The following is a 20,929-nucleotide window of genomic DNA, read 5'->3' as shown; positions in this document are numbered from 1 at the left end:
GATCTCAGACAGATGTATGAAGGCAGCTCGGAAATGCGGGAGAATGCCCGGGTGACGGCGGATTACAAGGGTGACTACCAGGAGCTGGTGGACGAGATCTCGGAGCTGCTGGGCGCGCCGGCGACCCTGGAGAACCGGGACTTCGAGCTGATCGCCTTCGGCGCGTACGACAGCGAGGGCGAACTGGACGCGTCGGCCCTCGACCCGGTCCGCACCCGGTCGATCCTGACCCGGCGCTCGACGGCGGCGGTCCGCACCTGGTTCGAGGGCTTCGGCATCACCCGGGCGACCGGGCCGGTGCGCATCCCGCCCACCCCGGAGGCCGGGGTGTACCGGGGCCGCATCTGTCTGCCGGTGCGCCATCGGGGTGTCGTCCTCGGCTACGTCTGGCTCCTGGACGACGATCCGGGTCCGAGCGAGCGGCAGCTGGCCGCGGCGATGCCGGTCACCGCCCGGATCGGCGCGCTGCTCGCGGACGAGGCGCAGGCCGGCGCCGATCTGACCCGGGAGCTGCGGGCGGTGCTGACCGCGGAGCGTGGCTGGCAGCGGGACATGGCGGTGGCGGAGCTGCGCACCGCCCTGGGCGCCCGGTCGGACGGCCCGCACACCGTGGTGTGCGTGGCCCCCTGGCCGTCGGCGGACCCGGACGACGCCCCCTCGGTCCGTACGCTGCCGGGCGCCACCGCGTTGTGCACGGTGCCCTGGGGCGCCGCCAGGCAGTCGCTGGCGCTGCTGGTGCGGCTGCGGTCGACGGCCACGGCGGGGCCGGCGGTGTCCGCGGCGGGGCGGCTGCTGGAGCGGGCGGACGGGAGGCGGGCGGCCGGGATCGCGGCCGCCCGGACGGGGCTCGCCGAACTGGGGACCGCCTGGCAGGAGGCGGTCGGGGCGGCGCGCGCGGCGCTGGCCGAGCCGAGGCTCGGGCCCATCGCCGAATGGGCGCGCATCGGGCCGTACCGGCTGCTGACCTCCCTGCCGCACGAGGCGGCAGCCGATCCGGCGGTCGCCCCGCTGCTCGCCCCCGCCCACCACGAGCTGGCCCGCACCGCCGAGGTGTTCCTCGACTGCGCGGGCCAGGCCGGACGCACGGCCGCCGAGCTGGGCATCCACCGCCAGACCCTCTACTACCGGCTGTCCCGGGTCGAGCAGCTGACGGGCCTGGACCTGGACAACGGCGAGGACCGACTGCTCCTGCACATGGCCCTGAAGGGAGCACGCCTCTAGCGGCGTACCGGTTCGGCCACGCCCTGAAGGGGCGCGGGGAACGGCGCGACCAGCCACGACGTTCCCCGCGGACGACCGACGACCGGTGGTGAGCCGAGGGGGCAAAGCCCCCGGGTACGGCGGCTCAGACCAGGTTCACCGAGCGGGCGGACGCCGCGCCGATCTCCGCCGCGACCTCCCCCAGCACAGCCGCGCCCACCGTGTCGTCCACGGTCAGCACGGCCAGCGCCTCGCCGCCCACCGTGGCGCGGGCCACCTGCATGCCGGCGATGTTGATGCCCGCCTCGCCGAGGATGCGGCCGACGGTGCCGACGACACCCGGACGGTCCTCGTACCGCAGCACGACCATGTGGTCGGCGAGGGCGAGGTCGACGTCGTACTCACCGACGGCGACGATCTTCTGCACGTTCTTCGGGCCGGTCAGCGTGCCGGAGACCGACACCTCCTCGCCGCCCGCGAGCGTGCCGCGCACGGTGACGACGTTGCGGTGGTCCGCCGACTCGGAGCTGGTGGTCAGGCGCACCTCGACGCCCCGCTCCTGGGCGAACAGCGGCGCGTTCACATACGACACCGTCTCGGCGACGACGTCCTCGAAGACACCCTTGAGGGCGCTCAGCTCCAGCACCTTCACATCGTGCTGGGTGATCTCGCCGTACACCTCGACATCGAGCCGGACGGCGACCTCACCGGCGAGCGCGGTGAAGATCCGGCCGAGCCGCTCGGCGAGCGGCAGGCCCGGCTTGACGTCCTCGGCGATGACACCGCCCTGCACATTCACTGCGTCCGGGACCAGCTCGCCCGCGAGAGCCAGCCGCACCGACTTGGCGACCGCGATGCCCGCCTTCTCCTGGGCCTCGTCGGTGGAGGCGCCGAGGTGCGGGGTGCACACGACCTGGTCGAACTGGAACAGCGGGGAGTCCGTGCACGGCTCCTTGGTGTACACGTCGAGGCCGGCGCCGGCGACCCGGCCCTCCTTCAGCGCCGCGTACAGCGCCTCCTCGTCGACGATGCCGCCGCGCGCCGCGTTGACGATGCGCACGTTCGGCTTGACCTTGCGCAGCGCCTCCTGGCCGATCAGCCCGAGGGTCTCGGGGGTCTTCGGCAGGTGCACGGTGATGAAGTCGGACACCTCCAGCAGCTCGTCAAGGGACAGCACCTTGACGCCCATCTGGGCGGCCCGGGCGGGCTGGACGTAGGGGTCGTACGCGACGACCTTCATGCCGAAGGCGGACATGCGCTGCGCGACGAGCGCGCCGATACGGCCGAGGCCCACGACGCCGAGGGTCTTCTCGGCCAGCTCGACACCGGTGTACTTGCTGCGCTTCCACTCGGCGTTCTTCAGCGCGGCGTTGGCCTGCGGGATATTGCGGGCGGTGGCGAGGATCAGGCCGCAGGCCAGCTCGGCCGCGGTGACGATGTTGGAGGTGGGGGCGTTGACGACCATCACGCCGGCCTTGGTGGCGGCGGAGACGTCGACGTTGTCCAGGCCGACGCCGGCTCGCGCGACGACCTTCAGCTGGTGCGCGGCGGCGATGGCCTCGGCATCCACCTTGGTGGCGGAGCGGATCAGGATCGCGTCGACGTCGGCGATGGCAGGGAGCAGTTCGGCTCGGTCGGCGCCGTTGCAGTGCCGGATCTCGAAGTCGGGGCCGAGCGCGTCCACGGTCGCGGGCGACAGCTCTTCGGCGATGAGTACGACAGGTTTCGAGCTCACGTGAGTCCTCACAAGTCCAAAGCGTGCGGACGGCCGTCCCGACGGCCGCAGGCGGAGGAGAGGGGGCTAGCCGCGGAAGACGCACGACGCTGTGGGCCTGACGCGTGTTGTGCAGCAGTGTAGTGGCGTGGCGAAAGCCGTTCTGCGCCTCTGCGGAAGGATCACCCGTCCGGGGCTGGACGGGATGGACAACGGGGCCGGAGCGATCCGCCCCGGCCCCGTTTCATGAGGCTTACGCCTCCTCGTTCACCCAGCTCATCAGCTTGCGCAGCTGCTTGCCAGTGGTCTCCAGCAGGTGCTCGGAGTCCTGCTTCTTGTACTCGTTGTACTTCTTCAGACCACCGTGGTACTCCTCCATCCAGTTCGTGGCGAAGGAGCCGTCCTGGATCTCGGAGAGGATCTGCTTCATCTCGGCCTTGGTGGCGTCGGTGATGATCCGCGGACCGCTGATGTAGTCGCCCCACTCGGCGGTCTCCGAGATCGACCAGCGCATCTTCTCCAGGCCGCCCTCGTACATGAGGTCCACGATCAGCTTCAGCTCGTGCAGGCACTCGAAGTAGGCGATCTCCGGCTGGTAGCCGGCCTCGGTCAGGGTCTCGAAGCCCGCCTTGACCAGGGCCGCGGTGCCACCGCACAGCACGGCCTGCTCACCGAAGAGGTCGGTCTCGGTCTCCTCGGTGAAGGTCGTCTTGATGACGCCCGCGCGGGTGCCGCCGATGCCCTTGGCGTACGACAGGGCCAGCGCGAAGGCGTTGCCGGAGGCGTCCTGCTCGACGGCGACGATGCAGGGAACGCCGCGGCCCTCCTCGTACTGGCGGCGCACCAGGTGGCCCGGGCCCTTCGGGGCGACCATGCACACGTCCACGCCGGCCGGGGGCTTGATGAAGCCGAAGCGGATGTTGAAGCCATGGCCGAAGAACAGCGCGTCGCCGTCCTTCAGGTTCGGGGCGATGGACTCCTCGTAGACCTGGCCCTGGATCGGGTCCGGCACCAGGATCATGATGACGTCGGCCTCGGCGGCGGCCTCCGCCGGGGTCACCACGCGCAGGCCCTGCTCCTCGGCCTTCGCCTTGGACTTCGAGCCCTCGTGCAGACCGACCCGGACGTCGACACCGGAGTCGCGCAGCGACAGGGCGTGCGCGTGGCCCTGGCTGCCGTAGCCGATGACCGCGACCTTGCGGCCCTGGATGATGGACAGGTCGGCGTCAGCGTCGTAGAACAGCTCGGCCACTTTGGGTTCTCTCCTTGGTGTGCAGGTGTTGCTCCCACCGTATGACGGTGGAGGGAAAGGACGATTCGGGGTCTCGGCATACGGGCGGCCAGGTTCCCCCGGCCGGCCCGATGCGTCGTTATGCCGACCGGTCGAGTGCGCGCAGCGACCGGTCCGTGATCGAGCGGGCACCGCGCCCGATCGCGATGGTGCCGGACTGGACCAGCTCCTTGATGCCGAACGGCTCCAGCATCTTGAGCATGGCGGACAGCTTCTCGCCGGATCCGGTGGCCTCCACGGTCACGGCCTCCGGGGAGACGTCGACCGTCTTCGCGCGGAACAGCTGGACGATCTCGACGATCTGGGAGCGCGTCTCGTTGTCGGCGCGCACCTTCACCAGAACGAGTTCGCGCTGCACCGCCTGTGCCGGCTCCAGCTCGACGATCTTCAGGACGTTGACGAGCTTGTTGAGCTGCTTGGTCACCTGCTCGAGCGGCAGGTCCTCGACGCCCACCACGATGGTGATGCGGGAGATGTCGGGGTGTTCCGTGACGCCGACCGCGAGCGAGTCGATGTTGAAGCCGCGGCGGGAGAACAGGGCGGCGATCCGGGCGAGGATACCCGGCGTGTTCTCCACCAGGACGGAGAGCGTGTGCTTGGACATTTCTCTGTGGTCTTCCTCGCTCAGTCGTCTTCGTTGTCGCCGAAGTCGGGGCGGACGTCCCGGGCGGCCATGATCTCGTCGTTGGAGGTGCCGGCGGCGACCATCGGCCAGACCATCGCGTCCTCGTGGACGATGAAGTCGATGACGACCGGGCGGTCGTTGACCGCGTTCGCCTCCTCGATGACCTTGTCCAGGTCCTCCGGGGACTCGCAGCGGATCGCGTAGCAGCCCATCGCCTCCGACAGCTTCACGAAGTCGGGGACGCGGGTGCCCGCGCTCGGCTTGCCGTCCTCCCCCGGGCCGGAGTGCAGGACGGTGTTGGAGTACCGCTGGTTGTAGAACAGCGTCTGCCACTGGCGGACCATTCCGAGGGCGCCGTTGTTGATGACGGCGACCTTGATCGGGATGTTGTTCAGGGCGCAGGTGGTCAGCTCCTGATTGGTCATCTGGAAGCAGCCGTCGCCGTCGATCGCCCAGACCGTGCGGTCGGGCCTGCCTGCCTTGGCGCCCATCGCGGCCGGGACCGCATAGCCCATGGTCCCGGCGCCGCCGGAGTTCAGCCAGGTGGCGGGCTTGTCGTACGCGATGAAGTGCGCGGCCCACATCTGGTGCTGGCCGACGCCCGCCGCGAAGATCGTTCCCTCCGGCGCCAGCCGGCCGATCCGCTCGATGACCTGCTGCGGCGAGAGCGAGCCGTCCGCGGGCTGGTCGTAGCCCAGCGGATAGGTCTCGCGCCAGCGGTTGAGGTCCTTCCACCAGGCGCTGTAGTCGCCCGTGTGGCCCTCGCTGTGCTCCTTCTGCACGGCCTGGATCAGGTCGGCGAGGACCTCGCGGGCGTCACCGACGATCGGCACGTCGGCGGCGCGGTTCTTGCCGATCTCGGCGGGGTCGATGTCGGCGTGGACGATCTTGGCGTACGGGGCGAAGCTGTCCAGCTTGCCGGTGACGCGGTCGTCGAAGCGGGCTCCGAGGGCGACGATCAGGTCGGCCTTCTGCAGCGCGGTGACGGCGGTGACCGCACCGTGCATGCCCGGCATTCCCACGTGCAGCGGGTGGCTGTCGGGGAATGCGCCGAGCGCCATCAGGGTGGTGGTGACGGGCGCTCCGGTGAGTTCGGCGAGGACCTTGAGCTCGGCGGTGGCCTGCGCCTTGATGACGCCGCCGCCGACGTACAGGACGGGACGCCGGGCGGCGGTGATCAGCTTGGCCGCCTCGCGGATCTGCTTGGCGTGCGGCTTGGTCACCGGGCGGTAGCCGGGCAGGTCCATGACCGGCGGCCAGGAGAAGGTGGTCTGCGCCTGGAGGGCGTCCTTGGCGATGTCGACCAGGACCGGGCCCGGGCGGCCGGTGGCGGCGATGTGGAACGCCTGCGCGATCACCCGCGGGATGTCCTCGGCCTTGGTGACCAGGAAGTTGTGCTTGGTGATCGGCATGGTGATGCCGACGATGTCCGCCTCCTGGAAGGCGTCCGTGCCGATCGCCTTGGACGCGACCTGGCCGGTGATCGCGACCAGCGGGACGGAGTCCATGTGCGCGTCCGCGATCGGTGTGACCAGGTTGGTGGCGCCGGGACCCGAGGTGGCCATGCACACGCCGACCTTGCCGGTCGCCTGCGCGTACCCCGTGGCCGCGTGCCCGGCACCCTGCTCGTGGCGGACCAGCACGTGGCGGACCCGGGTGGAGTCCATCAGCGGGTCGTACGCGGGCAGGATCGCACCGCCGGGAATGCCGAATACGGTGTCGGCGCCGACCTCCTCAAGCGAGCGGATGAGGGACTGCGCACCCGTGACGTGCTCGACGGGCACGGACTGCTGTCCTCCGGAACGGGGCCGCGGCTGCGGATGATGGGCCCCGGTGGCCTGCTCGGTCATCGGCATTCTCTTCTCGATGCTGAGGGTTTTTGCGAGGTTTGTGCGGTGTTGTCCTGCTGCACGACTGGTGCCCGTGCAACAAAAAACCCCTCGTGCCGTAGGGCAAGCGAGGGGAGCGCGCCGGTGAGGTCGCTGGGGTTTCCGGATCGTCCTCCGGCGGGTCCCAGCTCAACCGACGCGCTGTCCAAGTACGAGAATTCGGGTGCGCATGGCACCGACCCTCCCCCCGGCACACACCACGTGTCAAGTGAGTGGGACGGGAGTCTCATTATGTGAGCCTAGGCCAGGTCCGCGCCCGGGCCCGGCGGACACACCTCCGGTGTACACCCTGGCGCGGCTTTTCATGGCTCGGTCACCCCCGGGGCGCCGCGGTCGGCGTCGGGGCCACGACCGTGCTCAGCCCTTCGGGCCTCATCGCTCCCCCGGTCTCGCCACCGACGGGTCCCTTCGGCTCCCTCGCACCGCCCGCGAACGCCGGTTCGGCCGGTCCGTGCGGCACCGGATAATGGCCGGATCCGAGCGCCCGGCGCAGCCGGTACTCGTCCAGTGGCGCGGCGAACGCCATGCCCTGCCCATGGGTGCAGCCCATCGCGCGCAACGCCACGACCTGCTCCGGAAGGTCCACGCCTTCGGCCACGGACTGCAGCCCGAGGTCGGCGGCGATCCGCAGCAGCCCACTGGTGATCTTGTGCAGCCGCGCGGACTCGACGACGCCGTCGACCAGACCGCGGTCGAGTTTCAGCACATCGACGGGGAGCCTGCGCAGGGCCGTGATCGCCGCGTAGCCGCTGCCGAAGCCGTCCAGCGCGATCCGCACGCCGAGCCGCCTGAGCGCACCGAGCCGGCGCTCCAGCTCGTCCAGGGGGACCCGGGCGTCGGTGTCCGCCAGCTCGATCAGCAGGGACCCCGACGGCAGCCCGTGCCGGGTCAGCAGGGCCTCCACCGAGCCGAGCGGCATCGACCGGTCCAGCAGCCGCCGCGCGGGCATCCGCACGGCCACGGGTACGGCGAGTCCGGTCGCGGCCCGCTCGGCGGCCCGGGTCACCGCCTCCTCCAGGATCCAGCGGTCCAGCTCCGAGGTCCGGTCGCTGTCCTCGGCCACCCGCAGGAACTCGGCCGGCGTGAACAGCACCCCCTGGGAGGAGCGCCAGCGCGCCTGCGCGGAGGCCGACATGACCCGGCCGCTGGCCAGGCACACCACCGGCTGGTGCAGCAGCGTGAACTCGCCGTCGTGCAGCGCGGCGCGCAGCCGGGTGGCCAGCTCCGCCTTCCGTACGACGTCCTGCTGCATCTGCGGCTTGTACAGCTCGACGCGGCCCTTGCCCGCCGACTTCGCTCGGTACATCGCCAGGTCGGCGTTGCGCAGCAACTCGCCTGCGCCCAGGCCCGGTTCGGCGAAGGCGACGCCGATGGAGGCGTTGACCCGGACATCGTTGCCGTCGATGAGGTAGGGCTGGGAGAGGGTGGTCCTGAGGCGGTCGGCCAGCTCCAGGATGTTCCGCTCCCGGGCACCGCGGTCCCGGGTGCCGTCCCCGACGATCAGGGCCGCGAACTCGTCGCCGCCCAGCCGGGCCGCGGTGTCCCCCTGCCGGACCGCGTCCTGGAGTCTGCGGGCGGCCTGGACGAGCAGTTCGTCCCCGGCCTGGTGCCCGATCGTGTCGTTGACGGCCTTGAAGCCGTCGAGGTCGATGAAGAGGACGGCCGTGCCGTGCAGGGCGGCGGCGCGGTCGGAGGCGCGGCGGCCGGACAGGGCCTGCTGCACGCGCCGGGTGAACAGGGCGCGGTTGGGCAGGTCGGTGAGCGGGTCGTGTTCCGCGCTGTGCTGCAGCTGTGCCTGCAGGCGCACTCGCTCGGTCACGTCCCGGCTGTTGAAGATGAGGCCGCCGTGGTGACGGTTGACGGTCGACTCGACATTGAGCCAGCCGCCGTCGCCGGACCGGAAGCGGCACTCGATGCGGGTGGTGGGTTCTTCGAGGGGGCTGGCGGTGAGGAAGCGGCGCACCTCGTGCACCACACAGCCCAGGTCCTCCGGGTGGATGAGCGTGGCCAGTTCGCTGCCCACCAGGTCGTCCGCGGACCGGCCGTAGACCCCGGCGGCGGCCGGGGAGACGTACCGGAGGATGCCGTTGGGCGCGGCGATCATGATGACGTCGCTCGACCCCTGCACCAGGGAGCGGAAGTGGTTCTCCTTCTGCGCCAGTTCCTGGGTGAGGGTGATGTTGTCGAGCAGCATGATGCCCTGGCGCACGACGAGCGCGAGCACCACACAGCCGGCGGTGACGAGCACGACGTGGTCGGGGCTGCGGCCGTTGAGGACGTTGTACAGGATGCCCAGGGTGCACACCGCGGCGGCCAGGTACGGGGTGAGCGCGGCCAGCGAGCCGGTGAGCGGCCGGCCGGCCGGATACCGGCTGTGCTCGTTCCCCTGGCCGGGCGGCGGATGCCCGTGCTCGCCCCTGCGCGGTACGGGCGGGCGCGGGTGGACCGCGCGCGCGTGCCGGCCACCGGACCGGTCGGGCTCGCGCTGCCCCTGGCGCGGGGGCGCCGCCCAGGGGGCGTAGGCGAGCAGCAGCGAGCCGGCGAACCAGCCCGCGTCGAGCAGCTGCCCGGAGCGGTAATTGCTGTGCAGCAGCGGCGAGGTGAACAGCGCGTCGCACATCACGGTCAGGGCGAGCGCGCCGATCGCCGTGTTGACCGCCGTGCGGTTGCCCGGTGAGCGTCGGAAGTGCAGCGCGAGCACCATGCTGACCAGGGCGATGTCGAGCAACGGGTACGCCAGTGACAGCGCGGTGTGCGCGACGCTCGACCCGTCGAACCTGGCGGCCTGCGCGAGCGCGAGACTCCAGGACAGCGTGAGCAGCGAACCGCCGATCAGCCAGGCGTCCAGCGCCAGGCACATCCAGCCCGCCCTCGACACCGGCCGCTTGGCGAGGACCAGCAGGCCCACGATCGCGGGCGGCGCGAAGCACAGGAAGAACAGGTCGGCGAAGCTGGGGCTGGGCATGGGCCGCCGCAGGACGACCTCGTACCACCCCCAGACCGTGTTGCCGAGGGCCACCATCGCCGAGGAGAGGGCGAACAGCAGCCAGGCGGGTCGAAAGCGGACTCGGCGGCTGCGGGCGTAGCACAGACACGAGACCGCGGCGGTGCCCGCCGCCGCGGCCAGCCCGAAGTCACCCATGATCAGCGCGATTTCGCTCGAACCCCAGTCGAGCGCGGAACCGACGGCGTATCCCGCGCACAGCAGGGCCAGAACGAGCTGACGGATCATGCCGGACCCGCCGCCGACGGCCGGCGGACGGGGCAGCGGGGGCCCTGCCGGGTGCTGCGTGCGCAACGTCCCGCGCAGGGGGGTCGTCACCGTGGGTGGCGAACTCACCGGTCCCTCCCACTCCCTGCCGCTCCCGGGTCCCGGGGGGCCCGGTGCATGTGCCTCCTGCGCCCGCTGTGGCCGGTGTGGCTGCGGTGGTGGCTGGTGTGATGGCCGCGTCTGTGCGCCGCCCTGCGCCAGGGCCGCCGTCGGCGGCCCCGCCGCGTCGGATCGTTGGTCCATAGGCCGTGCATCGCCCGTCGCCCCCCTCACATCTCTGAAATGTCCATCCCCGGCGCCGAACGGTGCGCGGCGCAGCCCCTGTCGGGACGATACACCAGTCTCGTCACTCAGGGACATAGCTTCTCTACGCTCAGTGACGGCCCACGAGATGTGCGTACCCACCGCGTCCAGAAGGATGCGGAGGGTACCCGAAACGGATTACACGTCTGCCGCGTCGGCCGTCACGCGCCCGTGGAGCCCGTCGTAAGGATCACGTTTCGCAACGGCTCATGGTTCACGAAACGGCTCAACTGGTCCGTCAGCAGCCGCTTGGCGCGCGGCAGGAAGGCCGACGTGGGCCCGCCCACGTGCGGGCTGATCAGCACGCCGGGCGCCTGCCACAGGGGATGGCCCGGCGGCAGCGGCTCCGGGTCCGTCACGTCCAGGGCGGCGGTGATCCGGCGGCTCTCCAGCTCCGTCAGCAGCGCCTTGGTGTCGACGACGGGTCCGCGGGCGACGTTGACCAGCAGCGCTCCGTCCTTCATCCGGGCGAGGAAGTCGGCGTTGACCAGACCCTGCGTGGTCTCGGTCAGCGGCGTGGACAGGATCACAACGTCCGCCTCCGGAAGCAGAACGGGCAGTTCGGTGAACGGATGCACCGGACCGCGCGCCGAAGTGCGCCCGGAGCGCGCGACGCGCGCCACCCGCGCGAGTTCAAACGGCGCGAGCCGGTCCTCGATGGCCTCGCCGATGGAGCCGTAACCGACGATGAGGGCGTTCTTGTCGGCGAGGGCCGGGTGGAACCCGCCGGCCCACTCCCCTCTGTCCTGGGCGCGCACGAAGTCCGGGATGCCGCGCAGCGAGGCCAGGATCAGGGCCAGCGCCAGCTCGCTCGTGCTCGCCTCGTGCACCCCGCGCGCATTGCACAGCCGGACGCCCGGGCGCAGCTGCCCGAGACCCGGCAGCACATGGTCGATGCCCGCGGACAGCGTCTGTACGACCTGCACGCCGCTCATCTCCGGCAGCGGGCGGACGCAGAGGTCGCTGGGCCTCATGTAGGGGACGACGTAGAAGGCGCAGTCGGCCGGGTCCGCGGGGAACTCCTCTCCCCCGTCCCAGAACAGGTAGTCGGGCCCGTCCGGAAGCCCCTCGATCTCCTCCGGCGGGATGGGCAGCCATACGTCAGCAGTCATGCTCTGGAGGCTATGTCAGGCGCGGAATCCGGCAGAGGTTAGGTTGGGGGCCGAAGAGGGAGGTTAACGAGCAGGTGGAGCGCAGGACGATCGGCGCGGGGGCGCTCGCGGTGGGGGCCGTCGGACTCGGCTGTATGCCGATGAGCTGGGCGTACAGCGGGTCGCGGCAGCGGGGGGACGAGTCGCTCCGGGCCGTGCACCGGGCCCTGGACCTGGGCTCCACGCTCCTGGACACGGCCGACATGTACGGCCCGTTCACCAACGAACTGCTGATCGGCCGGGTGCTGAAGGAGCGGCGCGCGGAGGCCTTCGTGTCGACCAAGGTGGGGCTGCTGGTGGGCGAACAGCACGTCGTGGCCAACGGCCGCCCCGGGTATGTGCGGCGGGCCTGCGACGCGTCGCTGCGGCGGCTGCAGACCGACGTGATCGACCTGTATCAGCTCCATCGCGCCGACCCGGAGGTCCCGGTCGAGGAGACGTGGGGCGCGATGGCGGATCTGGTCCGGGCCGGGAAGGTCCGGGCGCTGGGCCTGTGCGCGGTGGGCGCACGCGGCGGGCGCCGCTCGGGAACCGGGCTGCACGACGCGACCCTGCGCCAGCTCCGGCGGGTCCAGCAGGTCTTCCCCGTGAGCGCGGTGCAGGCGGAGCTGTCGGTGTGGTCGCCGGAGGCGCTGGAGGCACTGCTGCCGTGGTGCGCAGCGCACGGCGTCGGCTTCCTCGCCGCGATGCCGCTCGGCAACGGCTTCCTGACCGGCACGCTGACCCCCGGCGAGGGCTTCGAGCCGGACGACGTACGGGCCCGGCATCCGCGTTTCACGGCCGAGATGATGGCCGCCAACCAGCCCGTCGTGGCCGGGCTGCGCCGGGTGGCCCGGCGGCACGGCGAGCAGGTCACGCCGGCCCAGGTGGCGCTGGCCTGGACCCTGGCGCAGGGCCGGCACGTGGTTCCGGTGCCGGGTGCGAAGCGGGAGCGCTGGGTGACGGAGAACGCGTCCGCCGCGGCCGTCTCCCTGACCCCGGACGATCTGACGGAACTGTCCCTGCTGCCGCCGGCCCGGGGTTCCTGGGACTGACGGCGCGGATGTCTCCGGCCATCTGGGAACTCGGGCGGGGTGAGCGGTGTAAGAGATAGAGAGAGCGTCGCCGCAACCGCCGCGTCGAAGGGACCATGATCGTGCAACGTCGAGCTGTGTCGGCCGTGCTGGCCGCAACCGCGCTCCTCCTGACGGCCGGCTGCTCCTCCGCCGGGGGCGGCCCGCCGGGCGGGAACGGGAGTACGACCGCGCAGGGGGCGACGTCCGCCGTCTCCCCCACCGCGCAGTCGGCCGAGCCGACCCCGCCCGCCAAGGGCTCGGTGAAGGTGCTGTGGACCGTCACGGAGAATCTGAGATCGCCCTGGGGCCTGGCTCCGCTGCCCGGCGGCGGCCTGCTCGTCTCCTCCCGGGACGACGGGACGATCACCCGGGTCGACGAGACGACGGGCCGGCAGACCGAGCTGGGCAAGGTGTCCGGGGTGTCCCCGGACGGCGAGGGCGGCCTCCTGGGCATCGCCCTCTCCCCCGACTACGCCTCCGACCACATGATCTACGCGTACTTCACCTCGGCCTCGGACAATCGGATCGTCCGCATGCTGTACGACGGGCGGAAGCATGCCGGCGAACAGCTCGGCGCGCCCGACACGGTCTTCCGGGGCATCCCCAAGGGCTTCATCCACAACGGCGGACGCATCGCCTTCGGCCCGGACGGCATGCTCTACGCGGGCACGGGCGAGAGCGGCCGGCGGGGTCTGTCCCAGGACCTGAAGTCCCTGGGCGGCAAGATCCTGCGGATGACCCCGGAGGGCGAGCCCGCCCCCGGCAACCCGTTCAAGAACTCCGTCGTGTACACCTATGGCCACCGCAATGTGCAGGGCCTCGCGTGGGACAGCAAACAGCGCCTGTTCGCCTCGGAGTTCGGCCAGGACACCTGGGACGAGCTGAACGCGATCAAGCCGGGCGACAACTACGGCTGGCCGGACGCCGAGGGCAAGTCGTCGGACACCCGGTTCCACAACCCGATCGCCCAGTGGCACACGGATGTCGCCTCCCCCAGCGGCATCGCCTATGTGAACGGTGCCGTCTGGATGGCCGGGCTCAGAGGCCAGCGGCTGTGGCGCATCCCGCTGAAGGGCACGCAGGCCGCGGCGGAACTCCAGGCGTTCCTGAAGGGCACCTACGGCCGGCTCCGTACGGTCGTCGCGGCGGGCGGCGACAAGCTGTGGCTGGTCACGAGCAACACGGACGGCCGGGGCAGCCCGAAGAAGGGAGACGACCGGATCCTGGAACTGCAGGTGCGATAGGGCGACAGCGACCGACGTCCGGGCTCCGGTGCGCTACGGCCGTGACCGCGCGGTGAGCCGGTCGTCCGCCCCGGGCGGCAGCGGCGGGAACAGACCCAGCCGATGAGCCACCGCCGCCGCCTCGCCCCGTCCCGAGACCCCGAGCTTGCCCAGGATGTTGGAGACGTGGACGCTCGCGGTCTTCGGGGAGATGAAGAGTTCCTCGGCGATCTGGCGGTTGGTGCGGCCCGCGGATACCAGGCGGAGCACATCGCGCTCCCGGCTGGTGAGACCCAGCGCCTCGACCGGGTCGGCCGGGGCGGGCGTCCGCCGCGGGGCACAGGACAGCGTGAGGCGGGCGCGCTGGGCGAGAAGCGCGACGGCGTCGGCGAGCGGGCGGGCACCCAGGTGCTCGGCGACGGCTCCGGCCAGCCGGAGCAGCTCCGTGGCGCGATCCCGCTCGTCGTCCCCGCCGGCGGACGGATCCCCCGGGCGTCCGCCGCCGGAGGACAGCAGGGCCGCCGCGAGCCGGTGGCGGACGCGGGCGAGGTCGTAGGGGCGGTCCAGGGACTCGAAGGCGGTGACCACCTCGGACCAGGTGTCGGGGGTGTCCTCGCCCGCGGCGCGCCGGAGTTCGGCGCGGACCCATGCGTCGTGGGCGCGCCAGACGGGCGCGCCAGTGGTGAGTTTCCTGGCCGTGGCGGCGATGCGGTCGAGCGCTTCGGGCCGGCCGGGTTCCGCCGCGGGCAGGGCGCGGGCGTCGGCCTCCGCGGTGGCGGCGGCCCGGACCAGCGGCCAGGCGTAGCGGTAGCTGCCGGGCGGGACGCCGGCGTCCAGGGCGCGGTGCAGTTCGGCGCGGGCGTCGAGCAGGCGGCCCTCCGCCGCGGCGACGCCGACCGCGACCCGGGCCAGCGGCAGCCACTGCTGGGGCATCGCGTCATGGGTGCCGAAGCAGCCGCGGGCGGCGGTGAGTTGGCGGGCCGTCTCGGCCAGGTCGCCGCGTCCGAGGGCGAGGCGTGCCAGGGACAGCGCGGCCGAGCCCAGGGGCTTGGTGCCGGGGCCGCGGCGGGTCGTGTCCGCCGCGGCGGACGCGGCCTGTCTCCAGCGGCCGAGGGCGTACTGGGACTCGGCGAGGTTGGCCCACAGCCAGGCCTCGGAGCCGAGCAGGCCGAACCTTTGGGTGTAGCCGATCCCTTCGTCCAGGATGGGGGCGGCCTCCCGGGAGCGGCCGACCGCTTCGAGTTCGGCGGGCAGGTTCACATAGGCACGGCCCGCGACATGGGTGTAACCCTCCTGCACGGACAGGTCCTTGACCTGGCGCAGTTCGGCGAGCCCGGCCTCGACGTCGCCCGCGTCGACCCGGAGGGTGCCGAGGGTGATGCGCGCGTCCAGTTCGGTCTCGCGGGCGTCGACCATGCGCGCGTACTCCACGGCCCGTTCGGCGGCGGCGAGGGCCTCGGGGCCCGGCTCGTGCAGCATCGACCAGTTGGCGACGCTGGCGAGCACGTCGGCGTGCACCTCGGAGGGGGGCAGTCCGCGTACCAGTTGCTCGGCGGTGGCCAGTTCGTGCCGTCCGTCGCCGCGTCCCAGCGCCTGGACGAGGCTGGAGCGCTGGGTCCAGAACCAGGCGGCGCGCAGCGGGTCGTCCTCGTCCGCCAGGAGGTGCAGCGCCCGCCTGGTGATCTTCAGGGCGCGTTCCCGTTCACCGCACATCCGTCCGGCGACGGCGGCCTCGGCCATCAGGTCGAGATAGCGCAGCGGGGCGGCGGTGGCGGTGGCGGCACAGGGTGGATACACCTCGGCGCAGTCGACGGGGCGCAGCGCGGCCCTGACCGGGTCGGGGGCGGTGTCCCACAGTTCCATCGCCCGCTCCAGGAGCCGGAGTTGCTCGGTGTAGGCGTACCGGCGGCGGGCGACGACGGAGGCGTCGAGGACGGCGGGCAGGGCCTTGGCGGGGTCGTGGGCGTGGTACCAGTGGCTGGCCAGCCGCATGACGCGTTCGTCGGCGGGGACGAGCGCCGGGTCGCGCTCCATGGCTTCGGCGTAGCGACGGTTGAGGCGGGAGCGTTCACCGGGCAGCAGATCGTCGGCGACGGCCTCGCGGACCAGGGAGTGGCGGAAGCGGAAGCCGTCGCCGCCGGGGGCGGTGAGGAGGATGTTGGCGTTCACGGCGACGCGCAGCGCCTCGATCAGGTCGTCCTCGGCGAGCCCGGCGACGGCGGCGAGGAGCGGGTAGGCGACCGTGGCACCACCCTCGGCGACGATCCGGGTGACCCGCTGGGCGGACTCGGGCAGCGCCTCCACCCGGACCAGGAGCAGATCGCGCAGGGAGTCGGTGAGGCCGGTGCAGCAGCCCTCGCAGGCCGCGACGGCGAGTTCCTCGACGAAGAAGGCGTTGCCGTCGGAGCGTTCGAAGATCTCGTCGACCTGGGCGGGGTCCGGTTCGGCGGCGCGGATGCCGGCGATCTGACGGCCGACCTCCTCACGGTTGAAACGGGCGAGTTCGACGCGGCGGACGGTGCGCAGCCGGTCGAGTTCGGCGAGCAGGGGGCGCAGCGGATGGCGGCGGTGGATGTCGTCGGAGCGGTAGGTGGCGAGGACGACGAGACGGCCGGCGCGCAGGGTGCGCAGCAGGTAGGAGAGCAGGTGGCGGGTGGAGGCGTCGGCCCAGTGCAGGTCCTCCAGGACGAGGACGACCGTGCGGTCGGCGGCGACGCGTTCCAGCAGGCGGGCGGTGAGTTCGAAGAGGCGGGCCAGGCCCTCCTCGTCGTGCCGCCCCGGGGCGCGGGCGGGCGCGGCCTCGCCGAGTTCGGGCAGGAGCCGGGCCAGGTCCTCCTGCTGGCCCGCGGCGGCCGCGGCGAGTTCGTCGGGCAGGGCGCCGCGCAGGGCGCGCAGGGCGGTGGAGAACGGGGCGAACGGCAGTCCGTCGGCGCCGATCTCGACGCAGCCGCCGAGTGCGACGACGGCGCCCTGACGGCCGGCGGCGGTGGCGAACTCCTCGACCAGCCGGGTCTTGCCGACGCCTGCCTCGCCGCCGACCAGCAGCGCCTGGGGCTCGCCTGCGGCGGCACGGGCGAGCGCGTCGTGCAGTGTGTGCAGTTCGTCGGTGCGGCCGACGAACACGGGACTGACGGACCTGGTCTCCACGGCTCCGAGCATCGCACGGCGGTCCGACAGCGCGGCATCCGTTTTCCACCGGGAGGGCGGGACGGTCGCCGGGTCCGGCGCGGGCGGCCGGGTGGTACGGCGGACCGGGTGGGGTCGTCCGCGGGCCGGGAGCGGGCGGCGGTCCTCCGCGCGGCCGCCCGCTTCCGCCGAGGCGCTCATGCGGTGCGGGCGAGCCGATGGCGGCCCGGGCGCCCGGTATCGGAGGGGGCCTCACGGCCGGCGCGGCGGCGGGCCGCCGGCGCGCGGCGGGCTGCGCGGCGTCCGCGCAGCGCCTCGCGGACCAGGCGCTCGTACGCGGCCCGGCGGTGCAGTTCGGCGGCGCGGATCCGGTGGAGTTCGTACTCGATCATGTCGGGTCCCCTGGGAGAGTCGGGTTTCGGCATCGCGGTCGGCGATGCCTCCACCGTCGTCGGCCAGGGGGGCGCGGCGCATCGGGAGAGTTGTGCATCTTTCGGCGGGTGGCGGGCTCCGGAGGCGCGTAAGGGGCCTTAGGCGTGCCCCGTAAGGTGCTTACGGAGGTCCCAAGGCCCCTGATGGAGGTGGCTGGTTCAGCTGGTCGAGGGCAGTCCGAGGAGTGCGTCGGAGTACTTGAGGACGGCCAGCAGCAGGCCGAGGACGCCGAGCGAGACGCCGGCCCAGGCGACCGACTTGATCCAGCCGGCCTGCGGTGTGCCGGGGGCGCCGAACGCGGGCCGGGCCAGCACGACGACGCCGGCGATCAGCGCCGCCAGCGCGAACGCTCCGGCCCACAGCGCGGTGGTCTGCCAGGCGTCGCCGTAGACCGCTTGCACCTGCGTGGCGACGCTCGCGTTCGACGAGGTCTTCAGCTGGCCGATCAGGGTCGCGCGCGCGGCGGCGACGGTGCCGATCCAGCCGCCGGTCAGCGAGACGAGGCCCAGTACGGCGGAGACGACGGCTGCGGCGCCCAGTCCGACCCCGGACGGACCGTCCTTCGCCTCTTCCTCGACCGGCGCCTCGGCCGACCCCTCGGCCGCTTCCTCAGCCGTCTCCCCGGCCGCCTCATCGGTCCGGTCTGCGGCTTCGGCCCCGCTGTCCGCGGCGTCCTGCGCCTTGCCGGTGGCCGCCTCGGCCTCGCCGGTCCTGGTCTCGGTCTCGGTGCCGTTCCCGGCGTCGTCCACTGTCTTCGTTCCCATGACCCGCACGGTACGGACGCTTCCTGAGAAGTCCCTTAATGATCGTTGTGAGCGGCACGCGCGCGTGCGGCGCGCCATTCGGGGGCGAGCACCGACCACACCTCGGTGTCGTGCCTGACGCCCCGATGGAGGTGGTTCTCGCGGAGCACCCCGTCCTGGGACATCCCCAGCCGCCGCGCGACATTGATGCTCGGCCGGTTGCCGGACGCCGCGTACCACTCCACCCGGTGGATGCCGCGCTGCTCGACCGCCCAGTCGATGAGCACGGTCGCGGCGCGGGTGACGAGTCCGCGCCCGGCCGCGGCGGGCTCCAGCCAGCAGCCGACCTCGCAGGTGCCCTGCTGCGCGTCGAACGTCCGGAACAGCACGCCGCCGACCAGCTTCCGGTCCAGCCAGATGCCGTGCAGGCCACCGCTGTCGGCGGCGCGCTTGTCGGCGTGGTCGGTGAGGACGTCCCGTGCGGAGTCGACGTCCGTCGCCCGGGCGCCGAAGGCGATGTACTGCCCGATGAACTCGCGGCCCCGGTCCAGGTGCGCGAGGAACTCCTCGGCGTACCAGGGGTCCAGAGGCCGCAGTTCGGCGCCGTCGTCACCCAGGGTTGTCGCGTACATCCTGATGTTGCTCCTTCTCCAGTTCCGCCACGACGGCGTCGAGCCTCTCATGGGCGGCGCGGCATTCGGGCGGTTCGATGCTGATCCTGGGCAGGCGGCGGTCGAGCCAGCCCGGCAGCCACCAGTTGGCGCCGCCCAGAAGGTGCATCAGGGCGGGCACCAGCAGGGTCCGCAGCACGAAGGCGTCGAGGGCGACGGCGACGGCCAGCGCGATGCCGAACATGGCGATCACGCGGTCGCCGCCGAGCACGAAGGCGAGGAACACCGAGATCATGATGACGGCCGCGGAGTTGATCACCCGGCTGGTCTCCGCGAGGCCGACACGGACGGCGCGCCGGTTGTCGCCCGTCGCCAGCCACTCCTCGTACATCCGGCTGACCAGGAAGACCTGGTAGTCCATGGAGAGCCCGAAGAGCACCGACACCATGATCACGGGGAGGAAGGGCTCGATCGGTCCGGCCCGGCCGAGCCCCAGCGGTTCGCTGCCCCAGCCCCACTGGAAGATCACGACGACGATGCCGAAGGCGCCCGCGACGGCGGCGAGGTTCATCGCGGCGGCCTTCAGCGGGATCCCGATCGACCGGAAGGCGAGCAGGAGCAGCACACAGCCGAACCCGATGACGACGCCGACGAACAGCGGCAGCTTGCCGACGATCACGCGGGCGAAGTCGTCGTAGCTCGCGGTCACTCCGCCGACGTGCACGTCGAGCGAGGTGCCCTGCTCCGCGCGGGGCAGGATCTCGTGGCGCAGCCGGTCGACGAGGTCGCTGGTCTGCCGGGACTGCGGCGCGGAGCCGGGCACGACGGTGAGGTACGCGGTGTCGCCTCCGGTGTTGAACCGCGCCGGTGCCACGGACGCGACGCCCGGGGTGGCGCGCAGGGTGGCGTCGAGGTTGTCGAGGGCGAGCCGGGCGTCGGCCCCGTCGACGCGTGACACCAGCGTCAGCGGTCCGTTGACGCCGGGGCCGAAGCCGTCGGCGATGAGGTCGTACGCCTGCCGAGTGGTCGAGCTCCTGGGGTCGTTGCCCTGGTCGGAGGTGCCGAGGTGGAGGGTGAGGGTGGGCAGCGCGAGCAGGGCGACGACGGCGAGGGCGACCGAGCCGAGCAGCCTCGGGTGGCGTTCCACGAACGCCGACCAGCGGGCGGCGAGGCCGGTGGGCAGTTCCGGCTGCGGACCGTGCTCGGCGAGCCGCTGCCGTTCGCGCCGGCTCAGCGCGCGCTCGCCGATGAGGGAGAGCAGGGCGGGCAGCAGGGTCACGGAGGCGGCGACGGTGAGGACGACGGTCAGCGCGGCGGCGACGGCGACCCCGTTGAGGAAGCTCAGCCGCAGGATCAGCATGCCCAGCAGGGCGATGCACACGGTGGCGCCCGCGAAGACGACCGCGCGTCCGGTGGTGGCGACGGCCTCGGTGACGGCCTCGGTCACGGTGAGGCCGCGTTTCAGTCCGCGGCGGTGCCGGGTGACGATGAACAGCGCGTAGTCGATGCCGACGCCGAGCCCGATGAGCAGGCCGAGCATCGGCGCGAACGCGGCGACGGTCATGGCGTGGCCGAGCAGCGCGATGCCGGCGTACGCGGTGCCCACGCCGACCAGGGCGGTGGCGATGGGCAGCAGGGAGGCGGCGAGCGAGCCGAAGGCGAGGAAGAGCACCACGGCGGCGACGACCACGCCGATGGCCTCGGCGAGGTGCCCGCTCGACGCCGCGGTGAGCCCGATGGCGCTGCCGCCCAACTCGACCCGCAGCCCGTCCGTCTCGGCCGACTTGGCGGTGCGGACGACGGCCTGGGCCGCGGACCTGTCGATGTGCTCGACGGACTGGTCGAAGGTGACGACGGCGTACGCGGTCCGGCCGTCGCGGCTGATCTGCCCGGTGCCCTGGCCGTCGTAGGGGCTGGTCACCGAGGACACTCCGGGCAGGTCCGCGATCTCGTCCAGGGTGCGGCTCATCGTCTGCTCGACGTCGGCGGCGCGGACGCCGCCGGATCCGGTGCGCCAGACGACGGTGTCGCTGTCACCGCCCAGGCCCGGGAAGCCCGCGCTCAGCAGTTCGCCGGCGCGGCCCGCTTCGGTGCCGGGCACCTCGTAGCTCGTGGAGTACGCGGAGCCGGTGACGGCGGCGGCAGCGGTGACTCCGCCGAAGGCGAGCAGCCAGAGCAGGACGGCGACCAGACGGTGCCGGACACACCAGCGTGCAAGGGCTGCCACGAACCTGCTCCCAGAGTGATGTGCGGATCTTTTGCCGGGAACGAACGTCTATGAACGAAACAGCCCGC

The 20,929-nt window shown here is 72.3% G+C and carries 14 protein-coding genes; 3 read left to right on the top strand and 11 right to left on the bottom strand.

The genetic code is table 11. The features are described 5' to 3' along the window. The first annotated feature begins 33 nt into the window (after window positions 1-33). Window positions 34-1,221: a PucR family transcriptional regulator gene (locus tag CTZ28_RS18940; protein ID WP_398656246.1), complete on the top strand. Its 1,188-nt coding sequence runs from the start codon at window positions 34-36 to the stop codon at window positions 1,219-1,221. A gap of 124 nt (window positions 1,222-1,345) precedes the next feature. On the opposite strand, the gene serA is transcribed toward CTZ28_RS18940, so the two are convergent. From serA to CTZ28_RS18910, 6 genes are all read right to left on the bottom strand, one after another. Beyond that, window positions 1,346-2,935 carry a phosphoglycerate dehydrogenase gene (gene serA, locus CTZ28_RS18935; protein WP_121890730.1) on the bottom strand — a complete coding sequence of 530 codons (1,590 nt, stop codon included), beginning with the start codon at window positions 2,933-2,935 and terminating at the stop codon, window positions 1,346-1,348. 232 nt (window positions 2,936-3,167) lie between these two features. Beyond that, entirely contained in the window at window positions 3,168-4,166 is a 999-nt protein-coding gene (gene ilvC, locus CTZ28_RS18930; RefSeq protein WP_121890728.1) for a ketol-acid reductoisomerase, read from the bottom strand. A 118-nt stretch (window positions 4,167-4,284) separates the two neighbouring features. Further along, window positions 4,285-4,809 carry an acetolactate synthase small subunit gene (gene ilvN, locus CTZ28_RS18925; protein WP_121890726.1) on the bottom strand — a complete coding sequence of 175 codons (525 nt, stop codon included), beginning with the start codon at window positions 4,807-4,809 and terminating at the stop codon, window positions 4,285-4,287. A 20-nt stretch (window positions 4,810-4,829) separates the two neighbouring features. Beyond that, on the bottom strand, window positions 4,830-6,680 hold the full coding sequence (locus CTZ28_RS18920; protein ID WP_183154465.1) for an acetolactate synthase large subunit: 1,851 nt from the start codon (window positions 6,678-6,680) through the stop codon (window positions 4,830-4,832). Between the two features lie 352 nt (window positions 6,681-7,032). Beyond that, window positions 7,033-10,059: a putative bifunctional diguanylate cyclase/phosphodiesterase gene (locus CTZ28_RS18915; RefSeq protein ID WP_183154464.1), complete on the bottom strand. Its 3,027-nt coding sequence runs from the start codon at window positions 10,057-10,059 to the stop codon at window positions 7,033-7,035. A 395-nt stretch (window positions 10,060-10,454) separates the two neighbouring features. Further along, window positions 10,455-11,405: a 2-hydroxyacid dehydrogenase gene (locus tag CTZ28_RS18910; protein ID WP_121890720.1), complete on the bottom strand. Its 951-nt coding sequence runs from the start codon at window positions 11,403-11,405 to the stop codon at window positions 10,455-10,457. Between the two features lie 74 nt (window positions 11,406-11,479). Here CTZ28_RS18910 and CTZ28_RS18905 point away from each other — a divergent pair, with 74 nt between their 5' ends. Beyond that, window positions 11,480-12,478 (top strand): aldo/keto reductase, encoded by a 999-nt coding sequence (locus tag CTZ28_RS18905; protein ID WP_121890718.1) that lies wholly within the window; start codon window positions 11,480-11,482, stop codon window positions 12,476-12,478. 95 nt (window positions 12,479-12,573) lie between these two features. Beyond that, the gene (locus CTZ28_RS18900) at window positions 12,574-13,743 is read left to right on the top strand and encodes a PQQ-dependent sugar dehydrogenase (RefSeq protein ID WP_183154463.1); all 1,170 of its coding nucleotides are present in this window, start codon (window positions 12,574-12,576) and stop codon (window positions 13,741-13,743) included. Between the two features lie 33 nt (window positions 13,744-13,776). On the opposite strand, the gene CTZ28_RS49300 is transcribed toward CTZ28_RS18900, so the two are convergent. The 5 genes from CTZ28_RS49300 to CTZ28_RS18875 form a co-directional block, all read right to left on the bottom strand. Beyond that, complete coding sequence (locus CTZ28_RS49300; protein WP_121890714.1) at window positions 13,777-16,881, bottom strand: helix-turn-helix transcriptional regulator; 3,105 nt, start codon at window positions 16,879-16,881, stop codon at window positions 13,777-13,779. 164 nt (window positions 16,882-17,045) lie between these two features. Continuing rightward, window positions 17,046-17,240, bottom strand: coding sequence for a hypothetical protein (locus CTZ28_RS18890; protein ID WP_121890712.1), 195 nt, complete (start codon window positions 17,238-17,240; stop codon window positions 17,046-17,048). A 198-nt stretch (window positions 17,241-17,438) separates the two neighbouring features. Continuing rightward, window positions 17,439-18,044, bottom strand: coding sequence for a hypothetical protein (locus tag CTZ28_RS18885; protein WP_121890710.1), 606 nt, complete (start codon window positions 18,042-18,044; stop codon window positions 17,439-17,441). A gap of 35 nt (window positions 18,045-18,079) precedes the next feature. Next, complete coding sequence (locus CTZ28_RS18880) at window positions 18,080-18,655, bottom strand: GNAT family N-acetyltransferase (protein WP_121890708.1); 576 nt, start codon at window positions 18,653-18,655, stop codon at window positions 18,080-18,082. Continuing rightward, a complete protein-coding gene (locus CTZ28_RS18875; protein ID WP_121890706.1) occupies window positions 18,633-20,861 on the bottom strand; it encodes an MMPL family transporter in 2,229 nt (742 codons plus the stop codon). The genes CTZ28_RS18880 and CTZ28_RS18875 overlap by 23 nt, the downstream gene beginning before the upstream one ends. Window positions 20,862-20,929 lie beyond the last annotated feature (68 nt).

Source organism: Streptomyces shenzhenensis, from assembly GCF_003688995.1.
In the GTDB taxonomy this organism is placed as follows: domain Bacteria; phylum Actinomycetota; class Actinomycetes; order Streptomycetales; family Streptomycetaceae; genus Streptomyces; species Streptomyces shenzhenensis_A.
This window is presented reverse-complemented; position numbering and strand designations above follow the sequence as displayed.